This window comes from Flavobacterium aquiphilum, from assembly GCF_027111335.1.
GTDB lineage: Bacteria > Bacteroidota > Bacteroidia > Flavobacteriales > Flavobacteriaceae > Flavobacterium > Flavobacterium aquiphilum.
This window is the reverse complement of record NZ_CP114288.1, coordinates 1,888,261-1,913,197: the sequence shown is the minus strand read 5'-3', so window position 1 is coordinate 1,913,197 and position 24,937 is coordinate 1,888,261. Positions and strand designations below refer to the sequence as shown.

Genomic DNA, 24,937 nt, shown 5'->3' with positions numbered 1-24,937 from the left:
AAGTAACACAGAACGATTATTAACAAATTATGAATCTTTTTAAAAAATTATTTGGTTCAAACGATCCCGCTTCAGATGAAGCAAAAAGCGGTCATTCAGACAAACCAAATCCAGATATTAATTCCCCTATGGACGAGCAATTTGTCTATAATTTCAAAAAAAATGGGGGTAAATTTTTATACTGCGAAAACTCAAATGAAGTAAAAGAACAATTTGAAAATATACTTGAAGAAAACGATTGGTTTGAATGTGAAGCTTTATGTTACGAACCAAAATTATTTCCTTTATTGGATGAAAACAAACTCATTTACGGTCAAAACATAAATCCTAAATTTTTATTATCAAGCTGCGAAAATCTGGTTGCCGAAGAAGGTTCTATTTTATTTTCATCAAATCAGATCAAGCAAAAAAAACCAAATGATTTACCTACAAACATCATTATTCTTGCCAAAACAAGCCAAATAGTTGAAGGTAAAAGCGATGGCCTTAGTGCAATAAGACGAAAATACTTGACGGAATACCCTACCAATATCACAACAATAAAATATTTTGAAAAAGCAAAAGAGGAAGATTTTACGCAATACGGAAGTTCTGCCAAAAATTTATATTTATTGCTTTTAGAAGATCTTTAAAATGAATGAAACTCTAAAAAGATCGATATCCGGGGCTCTATATATTTTATTACTCATAGCTTCAATACAATACTCAATAGAAACTTTTTTCATTCTATTCGGAGTTTTTTTATTGATAGCGGTAATGGAATTTTGCAATTTAGTTCACTTAAACAAAATTACCCCTATTATAATTGCCAATGTATTTTATTTGCTTTTTTTCAAAATTGCAGTAGCCACAAAAGTTGATGGGATTTTTTACATTTTACGCTACAGCAAAAATTTTGATTTAGCAGTACTTTTTCTATCCCTGATCGTTTCCCTAAAATGTATTGTGTTCTTATTTGATAACAAAAATCTAAAGGTAGATACCTTTTCTAAATTTGCTTATCTAATAGGATACATCATCTTACCCTTTATCATTATTACCAAAATACCTTTCGGAATAAAAGGATACAATCCAAATATTCTGATTAGCATTTTCATTTTAATCTGGACCAATGACACTTTTGCCTATTTAGTTGGTAAAACCTTTGGTAAGCACAAATTATTTGAAAGAATTTCTCCCAAAAAAACTATCGAAGGCTTTTTGGGTGGAATTGGATTCTCTTTAATTGCCAGTTATTTTATCTCAAAATATTTTTTACAACTTCCAGAAAAGAACACTTACATTTGGATCATAATTGCTTTAATAGTAGGTATTTTTGGAACAATAGGCGATTTGGTCGAATCTAAATTCAAACGAATTTCAGAAAAAAAAGACAGTGGAAACATAATGCCTGGTCATGGAGGCATTCTAGATCGACTAGATAGTGTTATCTTTGTCGCACCAATAATATTTTTATTTTATCAAATTTTAAGTTATGTTTCATAAAGAAGGAACTCAAAGTATTTTACTAGGAACTGTTTTTACCGCTGTTGTTTGTTTAGTAGCTGATCATTTCATTCAGACAGAATGGATTAAAATGACTATTGAAATAATAGCTCTATTGCTATTAATTATCATTTTACAATTTTTCAGAAACCCAAAACGTACAGTAGAAATAAACGAAAATCATATTCTTGCTCCTGTTGATGGAAAAGTTGTTGTCATAGAAGAAGTATTTGAGAGTGAGTATTTTAAAGACAAAAGAATTCAGATTTCAATATTTATGTCTCCTATAAATGTTCACGTAACTCGTTATGCTATAAGCGGAATTGTAAAATTCAGTAAATATCACCCAGGTAAATTTTTAGTTGCTTGGCATCCAAAAGCAAGTGAAGAAAATGAAAGAACTACAATTGTAGTAGAAAACAATACTTTCGGCGCTATATTGTACCGTCAAATTGCTGGTGCATTAGCCAAACGTATTGTAAATTATGCGAAAGAAGGAATGCAGGTTGTACAAGGTACCGATGCTGGTTTTATTAAATTTGGTTCAAGAGTAGATATATTTTTACCTTTAGGTACTCCAATAAATGTGGAATTAAACCAAAAAGCAATTGGAGGGAAAACAATAATTGCAATTAAATCTTAATGACCGGAAAAGATTTAGATAAAAAATTTAAAGAAGCCGTTGAAATTGCTTCCGCTATGACACAAGCATCTCTACCACAAGATGTCCAGTTACGCCTTTATGCCTTTTATAAGCACGCGACATTTGACAAATCCAAATTTAGTGTTTCGGACAATTCTGACCTAAGAAATGCGTTCAAAACTAATGCCTGGATTCAAATAAGCCATCTTACTAAAGAAGAAGCAAAAAGACAATATATTGAACTAATTCATTCCTTGACAAAAAAGTAATTACTCTATATTCTGATGAAAAAGAAGACTTATATAGCAGCTTATTTACTCTTCATTTCGGTTTTAATTTCATGTAATGATAAAAAAATGACCGAAGTTGTAGAAGTACCACTTCCAACTGTACAGGAAAAAGTAAAAATAGGCAATCCAGATGACCTAAAAGCTGAAGAAGGTCCATTTAAAATGGAAAAACTTCCTTTTGGATATGATGCATTATCGCCAAATTTATCAGCTTTGACGATGGAATCGCATTATAGAAATTATTTGTATTACACCAACAGCTTAAACAAAACGATTGTTGGAACCGACAAAGAAAATCTCAGCATTGAAGACATCTTAACCAAATTAGATATTAACGATGCTGCCCTTCGAAATAATGCCGGAGGATATTACAACCATAGTTTATACTTTAGATGTATATCTCCAAAAGCGGGAGGTGAACCAATAGACACATTAGCATCAAAAATCACAAAAGATTTTGGCTCTTTTTCCAATTTCAAAACAGTATTTAAAGACGCCGCAAATAAACAATTTGGCTCAGGATGGGTTTGGTTAATAGTGGACAAAACAGGAGTTCTTCAATTATCAACAACACAAGACCAAGACAATCCGCTAATGACATACGCACCGGTTGTTGGATTTCATGGTACACCAATTTTAGGAATTGATCTTTGGGAACACGCCTATTTTATGGATTACCAATACAAAAAGAAAAAATATATCGATGATTTTTTCGATATAATAAACTGGGAAAAAGTTAACGAAAACTATAAGGGAACTTTCAAAAAATAAGAAACAAAAAAAGCTGATACCTTAAAAAATATCAGCTTTTTTATTTCTTTTCATCTTAGTTAATCCAACTGGTAAATAAATGATTCCAAAGGATGAATTGTTATTGAAGCTTTTCCTTCGCCATTTGAAACCTGCAACTGAACGGCATTTTTTCCATACAATTGATCATTTAAAACATAAGTTCCATCTTTCAAATTCCATTTACTTATAATATCTGATGAAATTTTCAATTCAAAACTATTTGTTGATTCAGAAGAAAAACTAGTAATAACAATTAATTTTTGCTTATCCGACCAACGAACAAAAGAATACAAATGATTAGGATCATATCCAAGACCCGCATGACGGTTTACTTCCTGAAGATCTTGAAATTGCCCCATTACTCCTGAGCTTTTAGCAGAAAAATTGAGCAATCTTTTATAAAAATCACGCAAGTCTTTTTCGCTTTGCGACAATTTCCCTCCATCAAATGCGCCATCATTCATCCATCGTTGATGATTTGGAACGCCTACATAATCAAAAATAGATGTTCTTGAATGGGATCCAAATCCACCATTCTCATTTCCGGCCTCTCCTACTTCCTGTCCAAAATAAATCATAATAGGTGCCGAAGTTATCATCGCCGAAACAACCATCATTGGTTTTCCTTTCTCGGGAGAACCTGCAAATTCAGGACTTGCCAATCTCTGTTCGTCATGATTATCCAAGAACTTCAACATGTGTACATCAATATCGGCTAGACCGCTTTGAATGTACGAAAGTCCGTCCGGTGGTGTTTTTCCCTGAATGATATCTTTTAATTTATCATACGTTTCTACCTTATCATACAAATAATCCATTTTTCCCAAATGAATATAATTACGATATTCTTTAGGATTATATACTTCAGCCATTAGGAAAGCATCCGGGTTCGCATTTTTTATAGAGGAGTTCATATAGCTCCAAAATTCATACGGAACCATTTCGGCCATATCGTATCTAAAACCATCAACTCCTTTGGCAATCCAATACAGAGCAATGTCCCTTAATTTAATCCAAGAACTAGGTACGCTTTTATCTTTCCAAAAATCATAATGTTCTTTATAGGATAACTTGTCATAACCTGAAGGCAATTCAGGGAAATCTTTTGAACCATCAGGGCGAATACCATAATTTACCTTAACCGTTTCGTACCAATCGTTTTTATCAGGCTTAGCCAATCGCGAACCATTTCCTGTCCATTTTGCTGGATTTTCTTCGAATTTACCATCAATAAGCGGATTCGCTTCCCCATTTAAAGGTCTGTCTCCATCAGGCAATTGAAAAGGAGTATTTGGTATGTAATAAAAATTATTGTCTCTTTTGTATTCTACAGTAACATCGTCATCTGCACCAAAATCCCTCACTCCTTTCGGATTACTTTTCCCTTCATATTTTCGGGCAATGTGATTGGGAACAATATCGATAATCACTTTTAGATTTGCCTTGTGTGTTCTTTGGATTAAGGCTTCAAATTCTTCTAAACGTTTGGCTGGATTCACTGCCAAATCAGGATTAACATTGTAATAATCCTTCACAGCATAGGGAGAACCTGCTCTTCCCTTTACCACTTCCGGATCATCATTTGAAACTCCAATTGCAGTATAATCTCTAATGACTGCATGGTGCGGAACACCTGTGTACCAAATATGTGTAACACCCAAATCTTTTATTTCATGAAGAGCTTTATCTGTAAAATCATTAAATTTTCCAACTCCATTTTCTTCAATAGTTCCCCATGGCTTATTCGTCGTGTTTTTGTTACCAAATAATCGGGTAAAAACTTGATAAACTACAGCTTTATTTTCAGGAACTGTTTCTTTCTTTTGTAAACTCATTTTAACATCTTTAGTTTTACAGGCAGTAGCTATAAGCAAAACAACTATTCCTGCCATTACTATTTTTTTTGCGATCATTTTTTTAAAATTATAAAAAATTAAAAATATACAACTGATACTATAACTACGTTCGGTATCAATCCATAAATTTAGCTCTTTTTTCAAAAAAACAATCGCACTAACCAGCCCATCACAACTGATTTTCAGATTAAAAAACCACTACAACGTAATAGCTAATTCATTTGTTTATAAATATTTTTTTTTAAAATTTATTCCCGTATTTCAAATATAGGCTATTATAAATAAATCCTAATATTTAAAGGGTTTACTTCATTTTTCATAAATTTACAAAAAAATTAAAACCATTGAAGAAATCTTTAAATTTCATTATCTACAGCTTAGTATTGCTTTGTGCTAATCTAATAATAGCGCAGGCTCCCAAAAAAATATTAATTGAACATTCTGATTTTGCGGATGTTGATGAAATCAAATTCCCTGACGCACTTTTACTGACCGGAAACGTAAAAGTTAATCATGATGGCGTGGTTTTAACCTGTAACAAAGCTTATTATTTTCAAAAAGAAAACTACTTAAAAGCCTTCGGAAATGTACAGTTAGTGCAAGGCGACACTTTGTATTTGAACAGTGATTATGCTGAATACAGTGGTCAATTAAAAAAAGCTTTTGCAACGGGAAAAGCTGTCATGAGTTCGCCCGATACGACTCTAGCCACCGATACAATTAATTTTGACCGAAATACTCAGGAGGTTTTTTATAACACTCAAGGAACAATTATCAACAAAGACAATACTTTAAAGAGTAAATCCGGAAGATATTATGTAGCACAGAAAAAATTCCAGTTCTTAACGGCAGTTACACTTACCAATAAATCATACGAAATCAAATCTAATCATCTTGATTATTTCAGTAATTCGGGGCACTCTTATCTTTTTGGTCCATCAACTATAACCAGTAAAACCAATTATATTTATACAGAAAAAGGGTTTTACGATACCAAAAAAAATCTCGCTCATTTTCTGGACAAATCCTATATCAAATATGATGACCGGCTAATAAAGGGCGACAGTTTGTATTATGATAGAAACAAAGAATTTGCTTCTGCCACAAGAAATGTAAAAATAACCGACTCCGTCAATCGCGGGGTTGTCCGAGGACATTATGCCGAATTATACAAAAACAAGGACTCGATGTTCGTAACCAAAAGAGCATTGGCTGTCAATTTTGTAGATAATGATTCGGTTTATATCCATGGTAAAAGACTCTTAGTTACCGGCAAAGAAGGGAACAGGATTATCCGGGCATTCAATAACGTTCGTTTCTACAAAACTGATATGAGCGGAAAATGTGACTCTATACATTCCAGCACCAAATTAGGTTTAACAAAATTGATTGGAAACCCTATATTATGGAATGGTGACAGTCAAATCACAGGCGATCTGATGCATCTTATCGCTGATAAAAAAACACAGAAACTGGATTCACTCAAAGTCCTCAACAACACTTTCATTGTCTCGAAGGACACCCTCGGAACCGGATTTAATCAAGTAAAGGGACTAAATCTATTTGGAAAATTCAAAGATGGAAAACTCCACGATGTTGATATCATAAAAAATGCGGAAGTAATTTATTATATGCGGAATGACAATCACGAACTCATTGGTATCAACAAAAATGTGAGTAGCAAAATCAATATTCTTTTTGACAAAAACGCAATAGAAGATATCACATTTTTCCACCAAGTTGACGGAACTATTTATCCTGAAGCCGAATTACCTGAAAATGGAAGAACGCTGAGGGGACTCAAATGGCGCGGTGATGAACGGATAATGACCAAAGATGACGTTTTTAGCAAAGAAGAAAATGATGAGGAACAAAAAGTTCAGGAAGCAACTGAAAAAGACAAAGCTAAAAAAGCTACTCCAATGAAAATCCGAAAGGAAACTTTGAATTATGATAAGAAGAAAAAAAAGATTTGAGATTGCAGATTTCAGAATATAGAATTTGAAACAAATTCCATATCCTAAACTTTTAAACTTTTAAACTCTTAAACATTTAAACTCTTAAACATTTAAACAATTAAACTTTTAAAAAGTGAACCCCGATTTCATAAAATACCAAGCACAAACTTCTCCTTATCCTTTAGGCATGGAGGTCTCACATGCTATTGGCTCTTATATTTTTGATACAAATGATAAAAAATACCTGGACTTTGTAGCAGGTGTTTCGGCTTGCACATTAGGACATCAAAACAAAAGAGTAAATGATGCCATAAAGGATCAATTGGATAAATATTCACATGTCATGGTTTATGGAGAATATTCACAAAGCCCTGCGGTAGAATATTGCAAACTGATGGCTTCACTTCTCCCCGCCCCCTTAGACAAAACTTATTTGGTCAATTCGGGTACTGAAGCTATTGAAGGAGCCTTAAAACTAGCCAAAAGAACCACAGGAAGAAGTCAATTGATTTCATGTCACAATGCCTATCACGGTAATACAATGGGCTCCATGAGTGTTATGGGATATGAAGAGCGTAAACAAGCTTTTCGCCCATTGCTCCCGGACATTGATTTTATAACCTTCAACAACGAAGCCGATTTACAAAAAATCACAACTAAAACAGCAGGAATCTTGTTGGAAACCATTCAAGGGGGAGCCGGTTTTATTGAGCCACATAATGATTTTCTAAAAAAAGTAAGGGCGCGTTGTAACGAAGTAGGCGCAATAATGATACTAGACGAAATCCAACCGGGTTTTGGAAGAACAGGCAAACTTTTCGGGTTTCAAAATTACGATGTCATACCAGATATTGTTGTTATGGGAAAAGGAATGGGCGGAGGAATGCCGGTAGGAGCTTTCACAGCTTCATCAGCAATGATGGATTTACTAACCGAAAATCCAAAATTAGGCCACATCACCACTTTTGGAGGACACCCTGTCATTGCGTCAGCTTGCCTGGCTACTTTGAAAGAATTAACTGAGACCAGTATCATGGCTGACACTTTAGAGAAAGAAAAACTCTTCAGATCACTTTTGGTACATCCTTTGATTAAAGAAATAAGAGGAAGAGGATTGATGCTTGCCGCCATGACGGAGAGTGCAGACATCACAAATGAAGTGATCCTAAAATGTCAAGACAGAGGTTTGATTCTATTTTGGCTACTTTTTGAAGGATGCGCAATTAGAATAACACCACCTCTAACAATTTCAGAAGAAGAAATTAGAGAAGGTTGTGCAATAATTCTCGAAGTAATGAATGAGATGATGATTTAAGATTTTTGATTGCAGATTTAAAATCTAAAACATCTAATGTTTGTTTTATTTAGATTTATATTTAAAGGTTGACATTGATATTGATATTGCCATTGAAATTGATTTTTGAATTTAATTTTTTACATTGACATTGAAAAATCTGTTAATTAAATTGTTCACAACAAATAGAATTCTTCCTCACATCAACAATACGTTTTCCTAATTTTATTATAGGATAATTTAAAAACACACAGTATGCAATTAAGCAACGAAGAAGAAGAGTATAACTTATCCCTATCCAAATTTGAGTCCATGTTGAAAACCAACAAAGTACTCTTTTTTGACTCCGAAGAATTTGAAGAAATCATTCTTCATTACCTCGATATGGGCAAGACAGCATTGGCCAAAAAAGCATTAAAACTAGCACTGGAACAACACCCTAGATCCAGCGGACTAAAATTAGTCCAAGTAGAAATGCTTATTTACGAAGACAAACTTGAGATAGCCGAAAAACTATTGAATGAGTTGTATGCCATTGAACCTACAAACGAAGAAATTTACATCCAAAAAGCCAACATTTGTTCCAAAAGAGACCAACATGAAAAAGCAGTCGAAATGCTTAAGATTGCTCTAGAATACACAGATGACTATGCCGATGTTTACAACTTAATTGGCATGGAATATCTGTTTATGGACAATCTTGAAATGGCAAAAGAAAGCTTTATCAAATGCTTGGAAGAAGATTTTGAAGACCAATCAGCCTTATACAATGTGGTTTATTGTTATGAATTTTTGGATCAAAACCAAGAAGCCATTGCTTATCTAAACAAGTACATTGACAAAAACCCTTACAGCGAAATTGCTTGGCATCAATTGGGACGTTTGTACTATGGTGTAAAAGAATATGAAAGTGCGATACGTGCTTTTGACTACGCGACACTTATTGACGAAGAATTCCTAGGTGCTTTTATGGAAAAAGCAAAAGCTTTGGAACGTTTAAAAAAATACGAACTTGCCATTGAAAGTTATAACAGAACCATCGAATTGGACGACGCCACATCCTATGCTTTGCTTCGAATAGGAAAATGTTACGAAAAATTAGGCAACAAAGTTTTGGCGCTAAAATATTTCAACAAGACGGTACACGAAGACCCTCTTTTGGACAAAGGCTGGATCGCAATCACCGATTTTTATGTTCGCCAAAAAAACTACCAAAAAGCGTTGTTTTTTGTCAACAAAGCACTAGCGATAGACAATCAAAACAAATTGTATTGGAAACGTTTTGCTGCCATCAACAAACAAATGAACCTTTTTGAAGAAGCCGAATATGGATTCAGAAAAGCGGTAGAATTTGGAGATTATCAACTTGACACTTGGCTGTTCTGGGTTGATATTTTGCAATTCTTAGGTGAATTCGAAAGCGCCATCCAAACGCTATTGCAAGCCTCTGAATATTTCCCTGAAGAATACGAAGTTGAATACCGTTTAGCAGGATTATATTTTATGATTTCAGACAATATTAAAGCAAAATTCCACTTGAGCAATGCTTTGCGTTTGAATTACGACAATCACATCTTGCTGGAAGAATTATTTCCTGTTGTTTGGGAGAAAAAAATGGTGAGAAATTATATTGACAAACATAAAAAACAATAATGATTGAAGTTTTAAGAAAACGTTTTGGTCTATTGGGCCGCAATATTAGTTACTCCTTTTCAAAAGGATATTTTACAGAAAAATTCAGCAAAGAGCATTTTGAAGGTTACTCTTATGAAAATTTTGATATTCCGGAAATCAGTCATTTTACAGAACTAAAAGAAAACAACACGGATCTTAACGGGCTGAATGTAACTATTCCTTACAAAGAGGCAGTAATTCCTTTTCTTGATAAATTATCAAAAAACGCAGCCCAAATTGGAGCTGTAAACACCATTAAATTCACAAAAAAAGGAAAACTAAAAGGCTATAATACTGATTACTACGGATTCAAAAAATCTTTAGAACCGCTATTACAACCACATCATAAAAAAGCGCTTATACTAGGTACAGGCGGAGCGTCCAAAGGTGTTGCTTTTGCTTTAGATCAATTGGATATCGCTTACACCTTTGTATCCCGTGAATCAAAGCCAAATTGCATTGATTACAGCCTTATCAATGCTACTACCTTTGACAATTACCAAATCATAATCAATTGTACACCGGTGGGAACAAGTCCAAATGTGCATTTATTCCCCCTTATTCCCTACGAATATTTTACCGAAAAACACATTGCCTACGATTTAATTTACAATCCGGCAGAAACACAATTTCTAAGCAAAGCCAAAGCACAAGACGCCCAAATAAAAAATGGTTTGGATATGCTTATTTTTCAGGCGGAAAAGGCTTGGAAAATTTGGAATAAATAGAAAATATCAAAAACAAATAAAAATCTTTAGTCCTGCTTCGGCGGGACTTTTTTTATTTTCTCCTTCCTAAAAACAATATACAACAAACTAGAAACAATACAAATTACACCCAAAAAGAAAGAATTATCCTTAAAACAAAACTATTAACCAAAGTTTTATTTTGTATTTTGGCGCACCTTTAGTATCTTTCGCTAGTAAAAAAATAGAAACCTTAAACATTTACAAAATGTTAGAAGAAAAGAACGATAGCCTGTCTCTTCAAGAAAATGAGATAGATGGAAAAACAGCCAATGAATTGCAAGAAACAATTCAATCAGAAATGAATGCAACAATTGAAAACGAAATTAGTTCTCCAGTTGCAGAGGAAAACACAGTAAATCCTATTTCTGAATCAGCAATTTTGAATCAAGATGAAGAAAGTGAAAAACAGAATGTAATTGATGCAATTGCTGAGACAAATGCTGAAGAAAGTGAAGACGAAACATTAAAAGAGCGTCACGATATCCCGATGCTTAATTACGAGGCATTACCTATGGATGAACTTGTAAATGAATTGAAAAATTTAGTTACAAATGAAAAGGTGATGTCTATAAAAGAGCATGTTGAAGAAATCAAAAAAGCTTTTTTAGCCAAATACAATCATCTCATTGAAGAAAAAAGAGAGGAATTCAATCATGAAAATCAAGATCCAAACGAAGAATTCCAATATCATTCTCCGCTAAAAACAAAGTTCGATCAGTATTACACTATCTACAAAGACAATAAAAATACTCACTTTAAAAGTTTGCAATCCAACTTAAAATCAAACCTTGAAGTACGATTAGCTATTGTAGAAGAACTTAAAGAACTGATCAATCCGCAAGCAAACATCAAAGACACTTTAAATCATTTTAATGAATTAAGAGAAAGATGGAAAAATGCCGGAGCTATTCCAAAAGACAAATACAATCACGTTTGGAACAACTATCATTTTCACGTAGAAAATTTCTATGATTATTTGCACTTGGACAGAGAAGCAAGAGATATTGATTTCAAATACAATTTGGAACAAAAACAAAAAATAATAGCACGCGTTGAGGAATTGCTAAATGAAGCAGACATCAACAAAGCTTTCAGAGAACTTCAGGATTTACACCGCATTTGGAAAGAAGACATTGGTCCTGTTTCCAGAGAATACCGTGATGAAATTTGGAACCAATTTAGCGAACTGACTAAAAAAATGCACGATAAACGTGAATTAATGTTTGAAAAGCTAAGAGGAACTGAGATTGAAAATTTAGAAAAGAAAAAAGAAATTATTGCCAAAATTGAAGTTTTAGCTACCGAAAAAGTAAATGCACATTCACAATGGCTAACACAAATTGAAAAAGTAGAAGCATTGCGTTCTGAGTTTTTCGCCGCAGGAAAAGTCCCTGCCGATGTTAACGAAGCTACTTGGTTGGCTTTCAAAACTGCCGTTAGAAATTTCAACAGCTTCAAAAACTCTTTTTACAAAGACATCAAAAAAGATCAAAACGAAAACCTGAATAAGAAAATAGCTTTGGTAAAAAAAGCCAAAGAATTACAGGAAAGTGTCGATTTTGCAAGCACTACTCCAATTATGAAACAAATTCAGGAAGATTGGAAAAAAATTGGTCACGTACCAAGAAAATATTCCGATAAGATCTGGAATGAATTCAGAGAAGCTTGCAACCACTATTTCGACAAACTAAAAGAACACAAAAGTGTTGAAAATGTTGAAGAAGTAGAAGCTTTTGACAAAAAGAAAGCCTATTTGGAAACATTAAGAGAATTCCAATTGACAGGTGATCACAAAACCGATTTGGATGCCATCAAATTGCATATCGAAACTTGGAAAAACTTTGGAAAAGTTCCTTTCCCAAGAAGACATATCGAAGGGAAATTCAACAAAATCCTTGATGCTTTATTCGAAAAATTAAGCTTAAGCAAAAAAGATACTGAAATGATGCGTTTTGCCAACAGAATGGAAAACCTTTCTGAAAGCAACGACACCAGAAAACTCGATAACGAGAAGATTTTCTTAATGCGCAAAATCGAAGAAGTGCAAAATGAAATTTTCCAATTGGAAAACAACATTCAGTTTTTTGCCAATACCAAGAACTCGAAAAAAGAAAATTCAATTGTATTAGAAGTTCGAAAAAACATTGCGATCCACAAAGAGAGCTTAGATGTTTGGAAGGAGAAACTAAAACAATTACGAAATTTAAACCTCGATTAATTTCAAATTAAATATCGAATCAAGCCTCAAAACCAATAAGTTTGAGGCTTTTTTTTATCAACTTTAACTTTCATTTACCACAATACACTCTGCTGATCAAAGTCTATTCTCTACATTTGCAGTATGAGAAAATTTTGGAAATTTATCGTATTCACAGCACTACTGATTCAGTTCAGTCTTGCCTTTGGTGCAAATCACGATTCTACGATTTCTTCAAAAAAAGATACTGCGACAGCTTTCAGCAAAGAAAGTTTAAGCGTTTCTCACTTTATACAACCTACTGTAGAGAGGAGCAATCCAGACGTAAAACACAACAACCGTATTCCAACTAGTTTTTACAACTTCAATACGGCTATATCCTTACATTCAAGTTTTAAAGAAGACGATCTCAAAATCGCTTTATCGGACCAAGACATCGACAGATGTTCCAAAGTCTCGATTTTACTTTTTCCCTTCCATTATTTTTGGTGATTTAATACCATGATTCCGAATTATTAAAGTCAAAGCGACTTTTAATCCATTCTTGATTCTAACTGAATCAGGAAAAAAAATCATTGTATCTAATCCTAAAAAATAAAAAATGGACACATCTGTAACCATAATTGGCGTAATAATTACAATTTTAATAGGTATTCCTATAACTTTAGTCTTTCGTTCCAACATAACGAACAGGGCAAAAATAAAAGAGATAAAAAAACAATACAGCCAAAACAATCACTACGACTTTGAATTAACTGAAACACAGAACAAAAAAATCCTGTCTATAGACCAAAAGAACAAAGGCTTTTTGTTCATTGATTTCAGTTATAAAAAAGACACTGCCTATTTTGTAGATCTAAAAGATATTATCCTCTGCAACCTAATTGAAACCACCCGAAGCAGATTAGGAATCATTGAAAAAGTCGAAATAGAACTCGTGCATAAAAACACCATGAAAAAAGAAATGATTCCGATTTACAATATCGAAAACCATTATCTAGATTTTAATTGCCTCTTTGAAGACCACAAATTGGCAAAAAAATGGGTTGCCATAATTAATCAAAATCTATAAAAAACACAAAGAGGTTCACACGAACCTCTTTGTTTGTATATAGCCACAAACAAAGAAAATATGACAATTATCATTTTAATCTATAAAAAGTCCTTTTAATTTTGTCATTTACATTAAATGCGAAATTATGAAAACCTCTCTTATTCAAAAATACAATGTACCTGGGCCTCGTTACACTAGTTATCCTACGGTTCCTTATTGGGATGAGTCAGGATTTACTAATGAACTTTGGATAGAAACCCTAAAAAGGTCGTTTCAGGAAAGTAATGACAAAGAAGGGATAAGTTTATATATTCATCTTCCATTTTGCGAAAGTTTGTGCACCTTTTGCGGTTGCAACAAACGCATCACCAAAAACCACTACGTCGAAAATCCATATATTGAGGCTGTCCTAAAAGAATGGACGCTTTACCGCAATATCTTGGGGAAAAAACCTAAAATTAAAGAAATCCATTTAGGCGGAGGGACACCAACTTTTTTCTCCGTAGAAAACCTTGAAAACTTAATAAACGGGATATTCGCGCTTGCTGAAAAAGCCGAAGGATTTGAATTTAGTTTTGAGGGACACCCCAATAACACCACACTTGCCCATTTGCAAAAACTGTACGATTTGGGCTTCAGAAGAGTGAGTTTTGGCGTTCAGGATTATTCCGAAAAAGTACAACAAGCGATCCACAGAATACAACCTTTCCACAATGTTGCCAAAGTAACTTTTTGGGCAAAAAAAATAGGTTATACCTCCATCGGACATGACATTATCTTTGGCTTACCTTTTCAGGAAGTAGAAGATGTCATAGATACGATTGAAAAAACAAACTCGCTACAACCTGATCGATTGGCATTCTATAGCTACGCCCATGTGCCGTGGATAAAAGGAAATGGACAACGCGGATTCCGTGATGAAGACATTCCGAAAGATGATGCCAAAAGAAAATTATACGAAGTTGGAAAAGAATTGCTTTTTGAAAATGAGTATTACGAAATTGGCATGGATCATTTTGCCTTAAAGTCAGACAGTTTATACAAATCGTTTGACAATAAAAAATTGCACCGAAACTTCATGGGCTACAGCTCCTCAAAAACCCAATTAATGATTGGTTTAGGTGTTTCGTCCATAAGCGACAGTTGGTACAGTTTTGCTCAAAATGTCAAAACCATCGAAGAATATTACGAAGTATTAAAAACCGATCAATTGCCGGTTTATAGAGGCCATTTATTATCTGCAGAAGATTTAATTATCAGGAGACATATCCTGAACCTAATGTGCCATTTTGAAACCAGTTGGGAAGATTCGGCAAATTATGTTTCTGAAATCCCAGATATTCTAATTCAGCTGAAAGAAATGGAAAACGACGGTTTATTGACTATTGGCGACAAAAAAATCATTGTCACTGAAGAAGGAAAACCGTATGTCCGCAACATTTGCATGGCCTTCGATTTAAGATTAAAAAGAAAAGCGCCTGAAACGGCACTGTTTTCAATGACTATTTAAAAAATTGATACTTTTAAAATATCATTTTGATTTAATTCATTTATAATTCACCCTTTTTGAGAGCTTTTGGCTTCGCCCCAAAAGACGGGACTGCGGGTCGTGCTAAGCGTACCCGCTTTTTTATTATACGTCCTTAAGTTAGGTCTAATCAAAAAATATCCACTAACGACAAAATCTCTTAAACATGGATACGATTATTAATTTTTGGAGCAGGAAAAATTAGGCATTTTCAGTAATCATTGTCCCGCCATCCACTATAATCTCTTGTCCTTCTCGTCTTTTGGGACGAGACAGGACAAGAGGATTTTCGCTACTGTCGGGGCTAAAAGGAAAGATTTTGCTTTTTTGCCATCATACTAAAAAATCGAGTTTAGATTTTAAAACTTATTTTGCTTGAAAAGCATAAAAAAAGCCAATTAATGACAATTGGCTTTTTCTTGTACAAACAAACTCATGTTGGAAGGCGAAACATAGGGAATCCCTAGCCCCAGTCCTCTTAGGATAAACAAAATACCTATCGCAATACCAACATAGGGAATAATTTTTTGAATATTATTCCGAAAGCCGACGGTCAGAAACGAATTAATATAAACTACCAAACTCATCAAAGGCACGGTTCCCAATCCAAAAAGTACCATGTACAAAACTCCAAAACCGGCGCTCTGCATGGCAATAGCTCCAAACAAAGCCACATAGACCATTCCGCAAGGCAAAAAACCGTTAAGCAACCCGATAATAAAAAGCGATTTGAAGCTTTTATTTTTGAAATGACTACCTAAACTTTGCTTGATTTTTGAAATCCAACCGTACACCGGTTTCGAAAAATTATATTTGGAAAAAATCTTTTCGGGAGTTAAAATCACCAAAATCATAGCTACCCCAATAAAAATAGACAACTGCTGTTGGATTCCTGCTAAAAACAAACCTCTGCCCAATAATCCAAAAAGCAAACCTATGCTTCCATAAGCAGTTAACCTCCCTGAATGATACGTAATGATTTGAATTACTTTCTTTGCGGGATTATTTCGTTCTACAGGCAACATCATAGCAATGGGACCACACATTCCTATGCAGTGAAAACTACTGATTAAACCAAATAAAAAAGCCGTGTAAAGCATTTGAGGTTAGAAATTAAAAGTTTGAAATTAGAAGTTAAAAATTAAAAAAAAAGATATTACCTTACAAAAAACAGGTTTAAGACAACTTCTTATTTCTAACTTCTACCTCTAACTTTATTTAATATAAATCTTTTGTTTGGTCAAATAGGCTTTACCATTATATTTCCATTCCATATTGATGTACCATTCACCACCAACAAACTTATCCTTAGGAATAGACAAAGAAGCTAAATCCGTAAAAGCGAGTGGTACTTGAAAATCAAATTTCTTATTGGAAGCTCTATATAAAGCGACTGTTCCTTTGATATCCTTTGGCGAAAAAACTGCCGGAAAAGAAACCGTCACACCATTGGAACCAACAATAATCACCGGTTTTTCTTTTAAATCATGTGCATTTTGAATTCGTACCATTTCATCCTGAAAATGGACATCGTGCTTGTAATACTCGTCCACCACCAATTCGTTGTCATACTTACTGTCTGACTGTACTTTTAAAACAAAATACATAATAAAGCTGATAAACAGAACGAACGCAATCACGATTGAAGTCCCCCAATTAATTTTTATTTTCATAAATGTAAAATTCATTTGTTATAGGTCATTTATGGTATCGCTTTTTATTTATTCGAGTTTGTTTGCAACAAACTTGTTGTTAATTGCGATTTCATCTCTTAATCTTAATATTTATTTTATTTGTCTTTTTTGATTACTCTTAAACCTAATCGAAACTGCGCGGGCTTAAAAAACTTGTATGGGTAGATTCTATTTTTTTATTCCCTTCATACAGATCAATCTCCAGATTTGTTCTGTCGCTTTCCAACAAATACTTATTAATTTCAATAAACATAGTTCCGCTAGACATTCCGTGCATAGGAACTTTTAATTCCTGAACCCCAACTACTTTCAATGTTCCTTTAATTCCAACCAATCTAAAATTCATGTCTTTGATATCATGATTGGTTTTGTTGATAATTTTAAAAGTATATATATTACTGATATTATCTCCTTTATGCTGATATAATTGCCCCGGTAATCTCAAAATGGTAGCCTCAACTTCGGTTCTTAAAAACAATAAACCTGTGAGTACACTAACCAATATAACCAAAATTGCAGTGTACCCTTTCATTCTTGCAGTAAACTTAAACTTGGCTTTAGTCTCTATTTCATCTTCCGAAGCATATCTAATAAGCCCTTTAGGCAGTCCTACACTTTCCATTATGGTATCGCATTCATCGATACAGGCGGTACAATTTACACATTCCAACTGAACTCCGTTACGGATATCAATTCCAGTCGGACAAACATTTACACATTGCTTACAATCGATGCAATCGCCTTTTCCGGAGGCAGCCCTGTCTTCCTGCTTATTAAATTTGGCTCTACCAACTTCTTTTTCACCTCGTACAAAATCATAAGCAACGTTTATTGATTTTTTGTCCAATAACACACCTTGCAATCTTCCGTAAGGACAGGCAATAATACAAACCTGTTCTCTAAACCAAGCAAAAACAAAATAGAAAACGCCCGTGAATATCAATAAAGAAATAAAACTGCTTGAATGTGCCAAAGGCCCATCTTCAATCAAACGAAATAATTCATCACTACCGATAAGATACGCCAAAAATATATTGGCAATCAGAAACGAAATCACAAGAAACATAAACCATTTCAAAGTTTTCTTTCTTATTTTTTCCCCGTTCCATTCTTGTTTTTGCAAACGGATTTGCGCCCCCCTGTCTCCTTCAATCCAATATTCTATACGGCGGAAAACCATTTCCATAAAAATCGTCTGCGGACAAATCCAACCGCAAAAAATTCGACCAAAAATAACCGTAAACAAGATAACAAACACAACCCCAATGACCATAAACAGTACAAAAATATAAAAGTCCTGTGGCCAAAAAGGGAAACTGAAAATATTAAAACGACGTTCCAAAACGTTGAACATCATGAATTGGTTCCCATTTATTTTTATAAATGGATTGACAAAAAGAATGATCAATAAAAAATAGCTCACCCATTTTCTATAATCATAAAATTTACCCGATGGCTTTTTCGGATAAATATACTTTCTGTGGCCTTCTTTATCAACAGTTCCAATGGTATCTCTGAAAGATTCGTCCAGTTTACTTGACATTTTATTATTTTTAAATTAAAAAAGAGCTTTCTCAAAGTATTGAATTTTGATAAAGCTCTTCATATTTATATAATTATTACTATTATTTTGTTGCGGTACCGGCAGGAGCGTTCTCATCAACCCAAATTTCACCGTCAGGTGCTTTTGGATCTTTTGGATTACTTCCTCTCAATGAGATAACATAACTTGCAACCGCCTGAATTTCTTTTGGTTTTAATCCATTTTTAGACCAGGCAATCATTCCTTTTCCGTCACGACCTCCATTTGTAATAGTATGGAAAATATTTTTGATCCCTCCACCCAATATCCAATGGTCGTCAGTTAAGTTTGGTCCAATTTGCCCTCCTGCATCAGCACGATGACAAGCCGCACAATTGGTCTCGAAAATAGTTTTCCCTTTATCTAAATCAGCTTTATCTGTTAGTAAAGTTACTGTTTTTTCGTCCATCAAATCAGGAGCCGTTTTCATATACTCGGCTACTTCAATTTTGGCCTGTGCCATTTCACTTTTTAATTCAGCTTCTTGATCCGGTGCTCCCATAATTTCGTAACGAACCAAATAGATCACTGCAAAAATAATACAGGCATAAAACAAATACACCCACCATGGTGGTAAATTGTTGTCCAATTCTTTGATACCATCATAATCATGATCCATCAACAATTGCTTTTCATCTTCAATCGGCACCGTTCTTGTCAAACGTTGCATCAGGTTTTTATACCAAGATTTTTCTTTTAGACTTAAAGTATCCTCATGGGCTAATTTTGCTTTTTCCTCATCTGACAACAATGTGTAAGTGATTGTGTTTACAGCCTTCAATGTTACTTCTATTGCAATCAAAAGAAAAAGCAATACAAACAAAAAGACAGCAACCATAGGGTATTTTACAAAAGCAGGACGATTTCCTGAGTCGATAAAATATTCCATCAATCCCATGACTGAGAAAAATATGAAAAGAACTCTTATATATGGTGGAATTAATTTTTTCATTATTTATATTTTTTGAAATTGTACAATTAGTCTTCTAACGGGATTTGGCTAATTTCGTCAATAGTCTCTTTTTTATAGGAGTAAACCCAAAAGCCCAAACCAAGAAAAAAGAAAAAGAAAATCAGCAACGATAGTATCGGAAATATTGCAACACCGGCAATGGTTTCCATATTGTGTTTTATTTGCTCAAACATAACGCTAACTTTTATTCTTTCACTTTAATATCAGTTCCCAGTCTTTGAATGTAAGCAATCAATGCCACAATTTCTCTTTCGTTCATCGGAACGAATTTCTCTCCTTTAGCCAAAGCTTTTTTCTTGCTTTCATCATAACTTTTCACAAAGTCAGGATCATTTTTAAGACTTTCCTCAATCGAAATTGCCTGAGCTCTTAAATCTTTCAAACCGCTTGCAATTTGAGCATCGGTATAAGGAACACCAAGAGTCTTCATTGCTTTCATTTTCTTTTCGGTCAAAGAAATGTCCATTGGTTTATTGTCAAACAACCATTTGTAGCTAGGCATAATAGAACCTGCCGAAATACTTTGTGGACTCCAGAAGTGGTTAAAATGCCAGTTGTCGTTATATTTCCCACCAACTCTTAACAAATCAGGACCTGTACGTTTTGATCCCCATAAAAATGGATGGTCATAAACAAACTCTCCAGCTTTGGATTGTGGTCCATAACGCTCCACTTCACTTCTAAATGGACGAACCGATTGAGAGTGACATCCAACACAACCCTCACGGATATACAAATCACGACCTTCTAATTCCAAAGGAGTATATGGTTTAACACTTGAAATTGTCGGAATATTAGATTTCACCATAATCGTTGGAACGATTTGAATAATTCCACCAATTAATATTGCGATTGTCGCGAAAACAGCCATTTTGATTGGTTTTCTTTCCAACCAGCTATGGTATTTTTCTCCTTTAAGTCTTCCTGAACTGATAGTTTTTAATGCCGGAGCTTCAGCCAATTCATCTTCAACTTCTTCACCAGCTTTAACTGTTTGAATAATATTGTAAACCAACGTTAACATCCCTGTTAAATACAAGGTTCCCCCAATCGCTCTCATCCAATACATCGGAATGATTTGAGTAACTGTTTCAAGGAAGTTACCGTAAGTTAGAGTTCCGTCAGGGTTAAATTGTTTCCACATAGAAGCCTGAAGGAATCCAGCTAAATATAATGGCAATGCATATAATATAATTCCAAGTGTTCCGGCCCAAAAATGGAAATTAGCCAGTTTAGTAGAATATAAAGTGGTTTTTGTCATTCTTGGAATCAACCAATAAATGATACCAAACGCCATGAAACCATTCCAAGCTAAAGCTCCAACGTGTACGTGGGCAATAATCCAGTCCGTATAGTGGGCAATAGCATTTACATTTTTAAGAGAAAGCATTGGTCCTTCAAAAGTTGCCATTCCGTAACCGGTCATAGCTACAACAAAGAATTTCAGAACCGGTTCTTCACGTACTTTGTCCCAAACTCCTCTTAAAGTAAGCAATCCGTTAATCATACCTCCCCAAGATGGCGCAATCAACATTACTGAGAAAACAACTCCTAAATTTTGAGCCCAAGTTGGCAAAGCAGAATATAATAAGTGGTGAGGCCCTGCCCAAATATATAAGAATATCAATGACCAAAAGTGGATAATGGACAATCTATAAGAATACACAGGACGATTGGCAACTTTAGGCACGAAATAGTACATCAAACCTAAAAATGGCGTTGTCAAGAAGAAAGCAACCGCATTATGACCATACCACCACTGCACCAATGCATCTTGCACCCCTGCATAAACAGAGTAGCTTTTCATAGCGGAAATCGGTAACTCCAAACTATTAAAAATATGTAATACCGCTACCGTAATGAATGTGGCTAGGTAAAACCAAATGGCAACATATAAATGACGCTCTCTTCTTTTTAGCATTGTACCAATCATGTTGATACCGAAAGCTACCCAAATTAAAGCAATGGCAATATCAATTGGCCATTCTAATTCGGCATACTCTTTTGACGAAGTATATCCCAATGGGAGAGAGATTGCCGCAGCAACAATAATTAATTGCCAACCCCAAAAATTCAGGTTGCTCAAGAAATCACTGTACATTCTGGCTTTTAATAAACGCTGCAACGAGTAGTAAATACCCGCAAACATTGCGTTACCTACAAAGGCAAAAATTACTGCATTGGTATGTAAAGGTCTCAACCTACCAAAACTTAACCAAGAAATACCCTCGGTCATGTTTGGGAAAAGGAACATAGTGGCCAATATAAGACCCACCAACATCCCAACTACTCCAAACACAATGGTAGCATAAATGAACTTCTTTACAATTTTGTTGTCATAATAAAATTGTTCCATTTCCATATTTATAATTGATTTTAAAGTTGTTTATAACAGAATTCAATCAAAAGATTAAAGAGTAATTTACCTTTAATTTTCAGATTTCTTTTGGGAAGATTTAATTAACTCATCGTCAAAAAGCATTCGAACCGATGGGGTATAATCGTCATCATATTGACCTGACTTTACCGCAAAAACAAAAGCGATAAAGAAGCAAATAGCAACGAAAATACTGATTGCGATTAATAAATAAATAACACTCATAAGACATCTTAATATTTAGTAAACAAAAGTAAATTCATCACTTCTAAGAAAATATGACATTTATCATATTTAATCCAATATGTTAAATTTATGAAAAAAAATAAGAAAACTACATATTGTGTTATTTTATTTTCCTTGAATAATAATTACTCATCACTGTCACAAAACTCACTATCGTAATGGTACTCAACGGCATAATGATTGCAGCCACCAATGGCAACAGATTTCCTGTAATTGCAAAAGACAATCCAACTACATTATACAAAAGTGACAAAGTGAAACTCATTTTGATTGTAGTTATGGATTTTTTGGACAGCTTTAAAAAGTAATGCAGCCTTTTAAACTCTTTTGCATCCAAAATAGCGTCACAAGCGGGCGAAAAAACATTCACGTTTTCTGAAATAGAAACCCCCACATTACTCTGTGCCAAAGCACCGGCATCATTAAGTCCATCACCAACCATCATTACATTTTTGCCTTGTTCTTGCAATGATTTTATGAATTCCAATTTCTGTTCCGGTTTTTGATTAAAAACCATTTCGGTTCCTTTGGGCAGAATTGACTCTAATAGACTGCGCTCTCCTTCATTGTCACCCGACAAAACTTTCAGTTGGAATTGAGAACTCAGTTTACTGAATAATTCAGATAAGCCTTCCCTATATTGATTGTTGAAAATATATTTCCCAAAGTACTCATCTCCTATTTTTACATGAACAGAAGTTTGCTGAATTTCGCTTTGTCCTTTTTCAGCAACAAAATTGGCAGAACCCATTTGAATTGAAATTCCATTAACTTCAGCCTGAATACCTTTTCCTGTTATTTCTTCAAATGAATCCAACTTTAATCTTTTGGTCTCCGGAAGAAAATCGTATAACATTCGACTCAAAGGATGATTTGATGCACGAAGTACACTTTTCAATAATGCCAAATTAGATTCGTCAATCACTTTTCCTTCATAAGAAATATTCGATTTTGCATTGGTGGTGATAGTTCCCGTTTTATCAAAAACAACCGTATCGACTTTGGCCAATTGTTCAATCACCAAAGCATTTTTTAGGTAAAAATGTTTATTACCAAAAATACGAAGCATATTCCCCATCGTAAAAGGAGCTGTCAATGCCAATGCACAAGGACAGGCAACAATCAGTACGGCTGTAAAAACATTGAAAGCGGTATTGGCATCAAAAAATATCCAATATCCAAATCCTGCAAATGCAATCAACAAAAGTATTGGCGTAAAATAACGACTTATACTGTCGGTAATGGTTTTATGTTTTTGCTCTACCCTTTTTTGGAAAACATCATTACTCCAAAGTTGAGTCAGATAGCTTTGGGAAACCGAATGCAACACTTCCATTTCGATTACTTTTCCAATTTGCTTTCCACCAGCGAAAACCTTATCACCTGATTTCTTGGTAATCGGAACGGCTTCTCCGGTAACAAAACTATAATCAATTTCTGCTTTATCAGATATTAAAATACCATCAACCGGAATCAATTCCTGATTTCGGATCAATAATCGGTCCCCTTTTTTAATTTCATAAACAGGAATACTTTCCTCTGTCGTGTCAGCATTAATTTTGGTAATGGCAATCGGAAAATAAGATTTAAAATCCCTTTCGAAACTAAGGAAACTATAGGTTTTAATTTGAAACATTTTTCCCAACAACATGAAAAAAATCAATCCGGTCAAACTGTCAAAAAAACCGGAACCATAGTCCATTACAATATCAAAAGTGCTTCGAACAAACATCACAACAATTCCCAAGGCAATAGGAATATCGATATTGAGCATTTTGGACTTTATGCTTTTAATGGCCGAAACATAATAACCGCTAGCCGAGTATAAAAAAGAAGGCAAAGACAAAGCAAAAATCAACCACCTGAAAAAGGGGCGATAATTATCCAACCAATATTCTTTTACCTCGAAATATTCAGGAAATGAAAGCAGCATAATATTCCCGAAACAAAAGAATGCCACACCTAATTTATAAGTCAGACTTCTATCGATATTTCTTTTCCCTGTTTCGTAATTTTCCAAACTAATATAAGGTTCATAGCCAATCGAGCTCAATAAATGAACAATACTTTTCAGGGAAACGACATCAGGATTGTAATTGATTCGGACTTTCTTTTCGGGAAAATTTACCTGCGAAGTGTTAATCCCTTTTTGGAGTTTTTGTAAATTTTCTAAAATCCAAATACAAGAACTGCAATGAATATGCGGAATACTTAATGAAATAATGGCTGTTGCATCTTCTTGGAACTCCAATAATTTTGCAACAATACTTTCATTATCCAAGAAATCATACTTCCCGCTTATATCTTGTGGAGTTGCCCCCGGTGATTTTTCAAAATCGTAATAGCATGTTAAATCATTTAGGCTAAATATCTCGTAAACTGTTTTACACCCGTTGCAGCAAAATTCCTTTTCATCAAAGATAATTTTATCCTCTATTACTAAACCACAATGAAAACAATTATTTTTTTCCATAAACAAAAGGGGGAAATTAAAAACGCACAAAATTCGTAAATTGATTGTATAACAACAATGATATTTATCATA

Annotated in this window: 22 protein-coding genes; 13 read left to right on the top strand and 9 right to left on the bottom strand. The window is 34.2% G+C overall.

Annotated features, from left to right (window positions below):
* The first annotated feature begins 29 nt into the window (after positions 1-29).
* Genes OZP12_RS08130 through OZP12_RS08110 form a run of 5 tightly spaced genes read left to right on the top strand, consistent with a single transcriptional unit; the run spans position 30 to position 3,189 of the window.
* Positions 30-632, top strand: a complete 603-nt coding sequence (locus OZP12_RS08130) for an LUD domain-containing protein (protein ID WP_281228539.1) — start codon at positions 30-32, stop codon at positions 630-632.
* A 1-nt stretch (position 633) separates the two neighbouring features.
* Positions 634-1,485 (top strand): phosphatidate cytidylyltransferase, encoded by an 852-nt coding sequence (locus OZP12_RS08125; RefSeq protein WP_281228538.1) that lies wholly within the window; start codon positions 634-636, stop codon positions 1,483-1,485.
* Complete coding sequence (locus OZP12_RS08120) at positions 1,475-2,128, top strand: phosphatidylserine decarboxylase family protein (protein ID WP_281228537.1); 654 nt, start codon at positions 1,475-1,477, stop codon at positions 2,126-2,128. Before OZP12_RS08125 ends, OZP12_RS08120 begins: the two co-directional genes overlap by 11 nt.
* Entirely contained in the window at positions 2,128-2,397 is a 270-nt protein-coding gene (locus tag OZP12_RS08115; protein ID WP_281228536.1) for an acyl-CoA-binding protein, read from the top strand. Before OZP12_RS08120 ends, OZP12_RS08115 begins: the two co-directional genes overlap by 1 nt.
* Positions 2,398-2,412: 15 nt before the next feature.
* Positions 2,413-3,189, top strand: a complete 777-nt coding sequence (locus tag OZP12_RS08110) for a superoxide dismutase (RefSeq protein WP_281228535.1) — start codon at positions 2,413-2,415, stop codon at positions 3,187-3,189.
* 59 nt (positions 3,190-3,248) lie between these two features.
* Here OZP12_RS08110 and OZP12_RS08105 read toward each other — a convergent pair whose 3' ends face one another.
* Positions 3,249-5,102, bottom strand: coding sequence for an alpha-amylase family protein (locus tag OZP12_RS08105; protein WP_432419520.1), 1,854 nt, complete (start codon positions 5,100-5,102; stop codon positions 3,249-3,251).
* 308 nt (positions 5,103-5,410) lie between these two features.
* Between OZP12_RS08105 and OZP12_RS08100 the strand changes: the two genes are divergently transcribed.
* From OZP12_RS08100 to hemN, 8 genes are all read left to right on the top strand, one after another.
* Positions 5,411-7,042 (top strand): OstA-like protein, encoded by a 1,632-nt coding sequence (locus tag OZP12_RS08100; protein ID WP_281228533.1) that lies wholly within the window; start codon positions 5,411-5,413, stop codon positions 7,040-7,042.
* Between the two features lie 115 nt (positions 7,043-7,157).
* The gene (locus OZP12_RS08095; RefSeq protein ID WP_281228532.1) at positions 7,158-8,339 is read left to right on the top strand and encodes an aspartate aminotransferase family protein; all 1,182 of its coding nucleotides are present in this window, start codon (positions 7,158-7,160) and stop codon (positions 8,337-8,339) included.
* 234 nt (positions 8,340-8,573) lie between these two features.
* Positions 8,574-9,971 carry a tetratricopeptide repeat protein gene (locus tag OZP12_RS08090; protein ID WP_281228531.1) on the top strand — a complete coding sequence of 466 codons (1,398 nt, stop codon included), beginning with the start codon at positions 8,574-8,576 and terminating at the stop codon, positions 9,969-9,971.
* Positions 9,971-10,720 carry a shikimate dehydrogenase family protein gene (locus tag OZP12_RS08085; protein ID WP_281228530.1) on the top strand — a complete coding sequence of 250 codons (750 nt, stop codon included), beginning with the start codon at positions 9,971-9,973 and terminating at the stop codon, positions 10,718-10,720. Before OZP12_RS08090 ends, OZP12_RS08085 begins: the two co-directional genes overlap by 1 nt.
* A gap of 226 nt (positions 10,721-10,946) precedes the next feature.
* Positions 10,947-12,959: a DUF349 domain-containing protein gene (locus tag OZP12_RS08080; RefSeq protein ID WP_281228529.1), complete on the top strand. Its 2,013-nt coding sequence runs from the start codon at positions 10,947-10,949 to the stop codon at positions 12,957-12,959.
* Positions 12,960-13,082: 123 nt separating this feature from the next.
* On the top strand, positions 13,083-13,430 hold the full coding sequence (locus OZP12_RS08075; protein WP_281228528.1) for a hypothetical protein: 348 nt from the start codon (positions 13,083-13,085) through the stop codon (positions 13,428-13,430).
* A 109-nt stretch (positions 13,431-13,539) separates the two neighbouring features.
* The gene (locus OZP12_RS08070) at positions 13,540-14,010 is read left to right on the top strand and encodes a hypothetical protein (protein WP_281228527.1); all 471 of its coding nucleotides are present in this window, start codon (positions 13,540-13,542) and stop codon (positions 14,008-14,010) included.
* Positions 14,011-14,137: 127 nt separating this feature from the next.
* A complete protein-coding gene (gene hemN, locus OZP12_RS08065) occupies positions 14,138-15,502 on the top strand; it encodes an oxygen-independent coproporphyrinogen III oxidase (protein ID WP_281228526.1) in 1,365 nt (454 codons plus the stop codon).
* Between the two features lie 416 nt (positions 15,503-15,918).
* Here the strand turns inward: hemN and OZP12_RS08060 are convergent, their stop codons facing one another.
* The 8 genes from OZP12_RS08060 to OZP12_RS08025 form a co-directional block, all read right to left on the bottom strand.
* The gene (locus OZP12_RS08060) at positions 15,919-16,620 is read right to left on the bottom strand and encodes a sulfite exporter TauE/SafE family protein (RefSeq protein ID WP_281228525.1); all 702 of its coding nucleotides are present in this window, start codon (positions 16,618-16,620) and stop codon (positions 15,919-15,921) included.
* A gap of 114 nt (positions 16,621-16,734) precedes the next feature.
* The gene (locus OZP12_RS08055; RefSeq protein WP_349293568.1) at positions 16,735-17,193 is read right to left on the bottom strand and encodes a FixH family protein; all 459 of its coding nucleotides are present in this window, start codon (positions 17,191-17,193) and stop codon (positions 16,735-16,737) included.
* 145 nt (positions 17,194-17,338) lie between these two features.
* On the bottom strand, positions 17,339-18,757 hold the full coding sequence (ccoG, locus tag OZP12_RS08050) for a cytochrome c oxidase accessory protein CcoG (RefSeq protein ID WP_281228524.1): 1,419 nt from the start codon (positions 18,755-18,757) through the stop codon (positions 17,339-17,341).
* Between the two features lie 82 nt (positions 18,758-18,839).
* Positions 18,840-19,748, bottom strand: coding sequence for a cbb3-type cytochrome c oxidase N-terminal domain-containing protein (locus tag OZP12_RS08045; protein ID WP_281228523.1), 909 nt, complete (start codon positions 19,746-19,748; stop codon positions 18,840-18,842).
* A 26-nt stretch (positions 19,749-19,774) separates the two neighbouring features.
* Positions 19,775-19,942: a CcoQ/FixQ family Cbb3-type cytochrome c oxidase assembly chaperone gene (locus OZP12_RS08040; RefSeq protein ID WP_281228522.1), complete on the bottom strand. Its 168-nt coding sequence runs from the start codon at positions 19,940-19,942 to the stop codon at positions 19,775-19,777.
* Positions 19,943-19,953: 11 nt separating this feature from the next.
* Positions 19,954-22,131, bottom strand: coding sequence for a cytochrome-c oxidase, cbb3-type subunit I (gene ccoN, locus OZP12_RS08035; protein ID WP_281228521.1), 2,178 nt, complete (start codon positions 22,129-22,131; stop codon positions 19,954-19,956).
* A 66-nt stretch (positions 22,132-22,197) separates the two neighbouring features.
* A complete protein-coding gene (gene ccoS / locus OZP12_RS08030; RefSeq protein ID WP_281228520.1) occupies positions 22,198-22,371 on the bottom strand; it encodes a cbb3-type cytochrome oxidase assembly protein CcoS in 174 nt (57 codons plus the stop codon).
* A gap of 121 nt (positions 22,372-22,492) precedes the next feature.
* Entirely contained in the window at positions 22,493-24,865 is a 2,373-nt protein-coding gene (locus OZP12_RS08025; RefSeq protein ID WP_281228519.1) for a heavy metal translocating P-type ATPase, read from the bottom strand.
* Positions 24,866-24,937: the final 72 nt, after the last annotated feature.

Excerpts from the sequence above, each read along its gene's own strand:
- OZP12_RS08130 (WP_281228539.1), top strand. The coding sequence starts at position 30 with ATGAATCTTTTTAAAAAATTATTTGGTTCAAACGATCCCGCTTCAGAT.
- OZP12_RS08125 (WP_281228538.1), top strand. The coding sequence starts at position 634 with ATGAATGAAACTCTAAAAAGATCGATATCCGGGGCTCTATATATTTTA.
- OZP12_RS08120 (WP_281228537.1), top strand. The coding sequence starts at position 1,475 with ATGTTTCATAAAGAAGGAACTCAAAGTATTTTACTAGGAACTGTTTTT.
- OZP12_RS08115 (WP_281228536.1), top strand. The coding sequence starts at position 2,128 with ATGACCGGAAAAGATTTAGATAAAAAATTTAAAGAAGCCGTTGAAATT.
- OZP12_RS08110 (WP_281228535.1), top strand. The coding sequence starts at position 2,413 with ATGAAAAAGAAGACTTATATAGCAGCTTATTTACTCTTCATTTCGGTT.
- OZP12_RS08105 (WP_432419520.1), bottom strand. The coding sequence starts at position 5,102 with ATGGCAGGAATAGTTGTTTTGCTTATAGCTACTGCCTGTAAAACTAAA.
- OZP12_RS08090 (WP_281228531.1), top strand. The coding sequence starts at position 8,574 with ATGCAATTAAGCAACGAAGAAGAAGAGTATAACTTATCCCTATCCAAA.
- OZP12_RS08085 (WP_281228530.1), top strand. The coding sequence starts at position 9,971 with ATGATTGAAGTTTTAAGAAAACGTTTTGGTCTATTGGGCCGCAATATT.
- OZP12_RS08080 (WP_281228529.1), top strand. The coding sequence starts at position 10,947 with ATGTTAGAAGAAAAGAACGATAGCCTGTCTCTTCAAGAAAATGAGATA.
- OZP12_RS08075 (WP_281228528.1), top strand. The coding sequence starts at position 13,083 with ATGAGAAAATTTTGGAAATTTATCGTATTCACAGCACTACTGATTCAG.
- OZP12_RS08070 (WP_281228527.1), top strand. The coding sequence starts at position 13,540 with ATGGACACATCTGTAACCATAATTGGCGTAATAATTACAATTTTAATA.
- hemN (WP_281228526.1), top strand. The coding sequence starts at position 14,138 with ATGAAAACCTCTCTTATTCAAAAATACAATGTACCTGGGCCTCGTTAC.
- OZP12_RS08060 (WP_281228525.1), bottom strand. The coding sequence starts at position 16,620 with ATGCTTTACACGGCTTTTTTATTTGGTTTAATCAGTAGTTTTCACTGC.
- OZP12_RS08055 (WP_349293568.1), bottom strand. The coding sequence starts at position 17,193 with ATGAAAATAAAAATTAATTGGGGGACTTCAATCGTGATTGCGTTCGTT.
- ccoG (WP_281228524.1), bottom strand. The coding sequence starts at position 18,757 with ATGTCAAGTAAACTGGACGAATCTTTCAGAGATACCATTGGAACTGTT.
- OZP12_RS08045 (WP_281228523.1), bottom strand. The coding sequence starts at position 19,748 with ATGAAAAAATTAATTCCACCATATATAAGAGTTCTTTTCATATTTTTC.
- OZP12_RS08040 (WP_281228522.1), bottom strand. The coding sequence starts at position 19,942 with ATGTTTGAGCAAATAAAACACAATATGGAAACCATTGCCGGTGTTGCA.
- ccoN (WP_281228521.1), bottom strand. The coding sequence starts at position 22,131 with ATGGAAATGGAACAATTTTATTATGACAACAAAATTGTAAAGAAGTTC.
- ccoS (WP_281228520.1), bottom strand. The coding sequence starts at position 22,371 with ATGAGTGTTATTTATTTATTAATCGCAATCAGTATTTTCGTTGCTATT.
- OZP12_RS08025 (WP_281228519.1), bottom strand. The coding sequence starts at position 24,865 with ATGGAAAAAAATAATTGTTTTCATTGTGGTTTAGTAATAGAGGATAAA.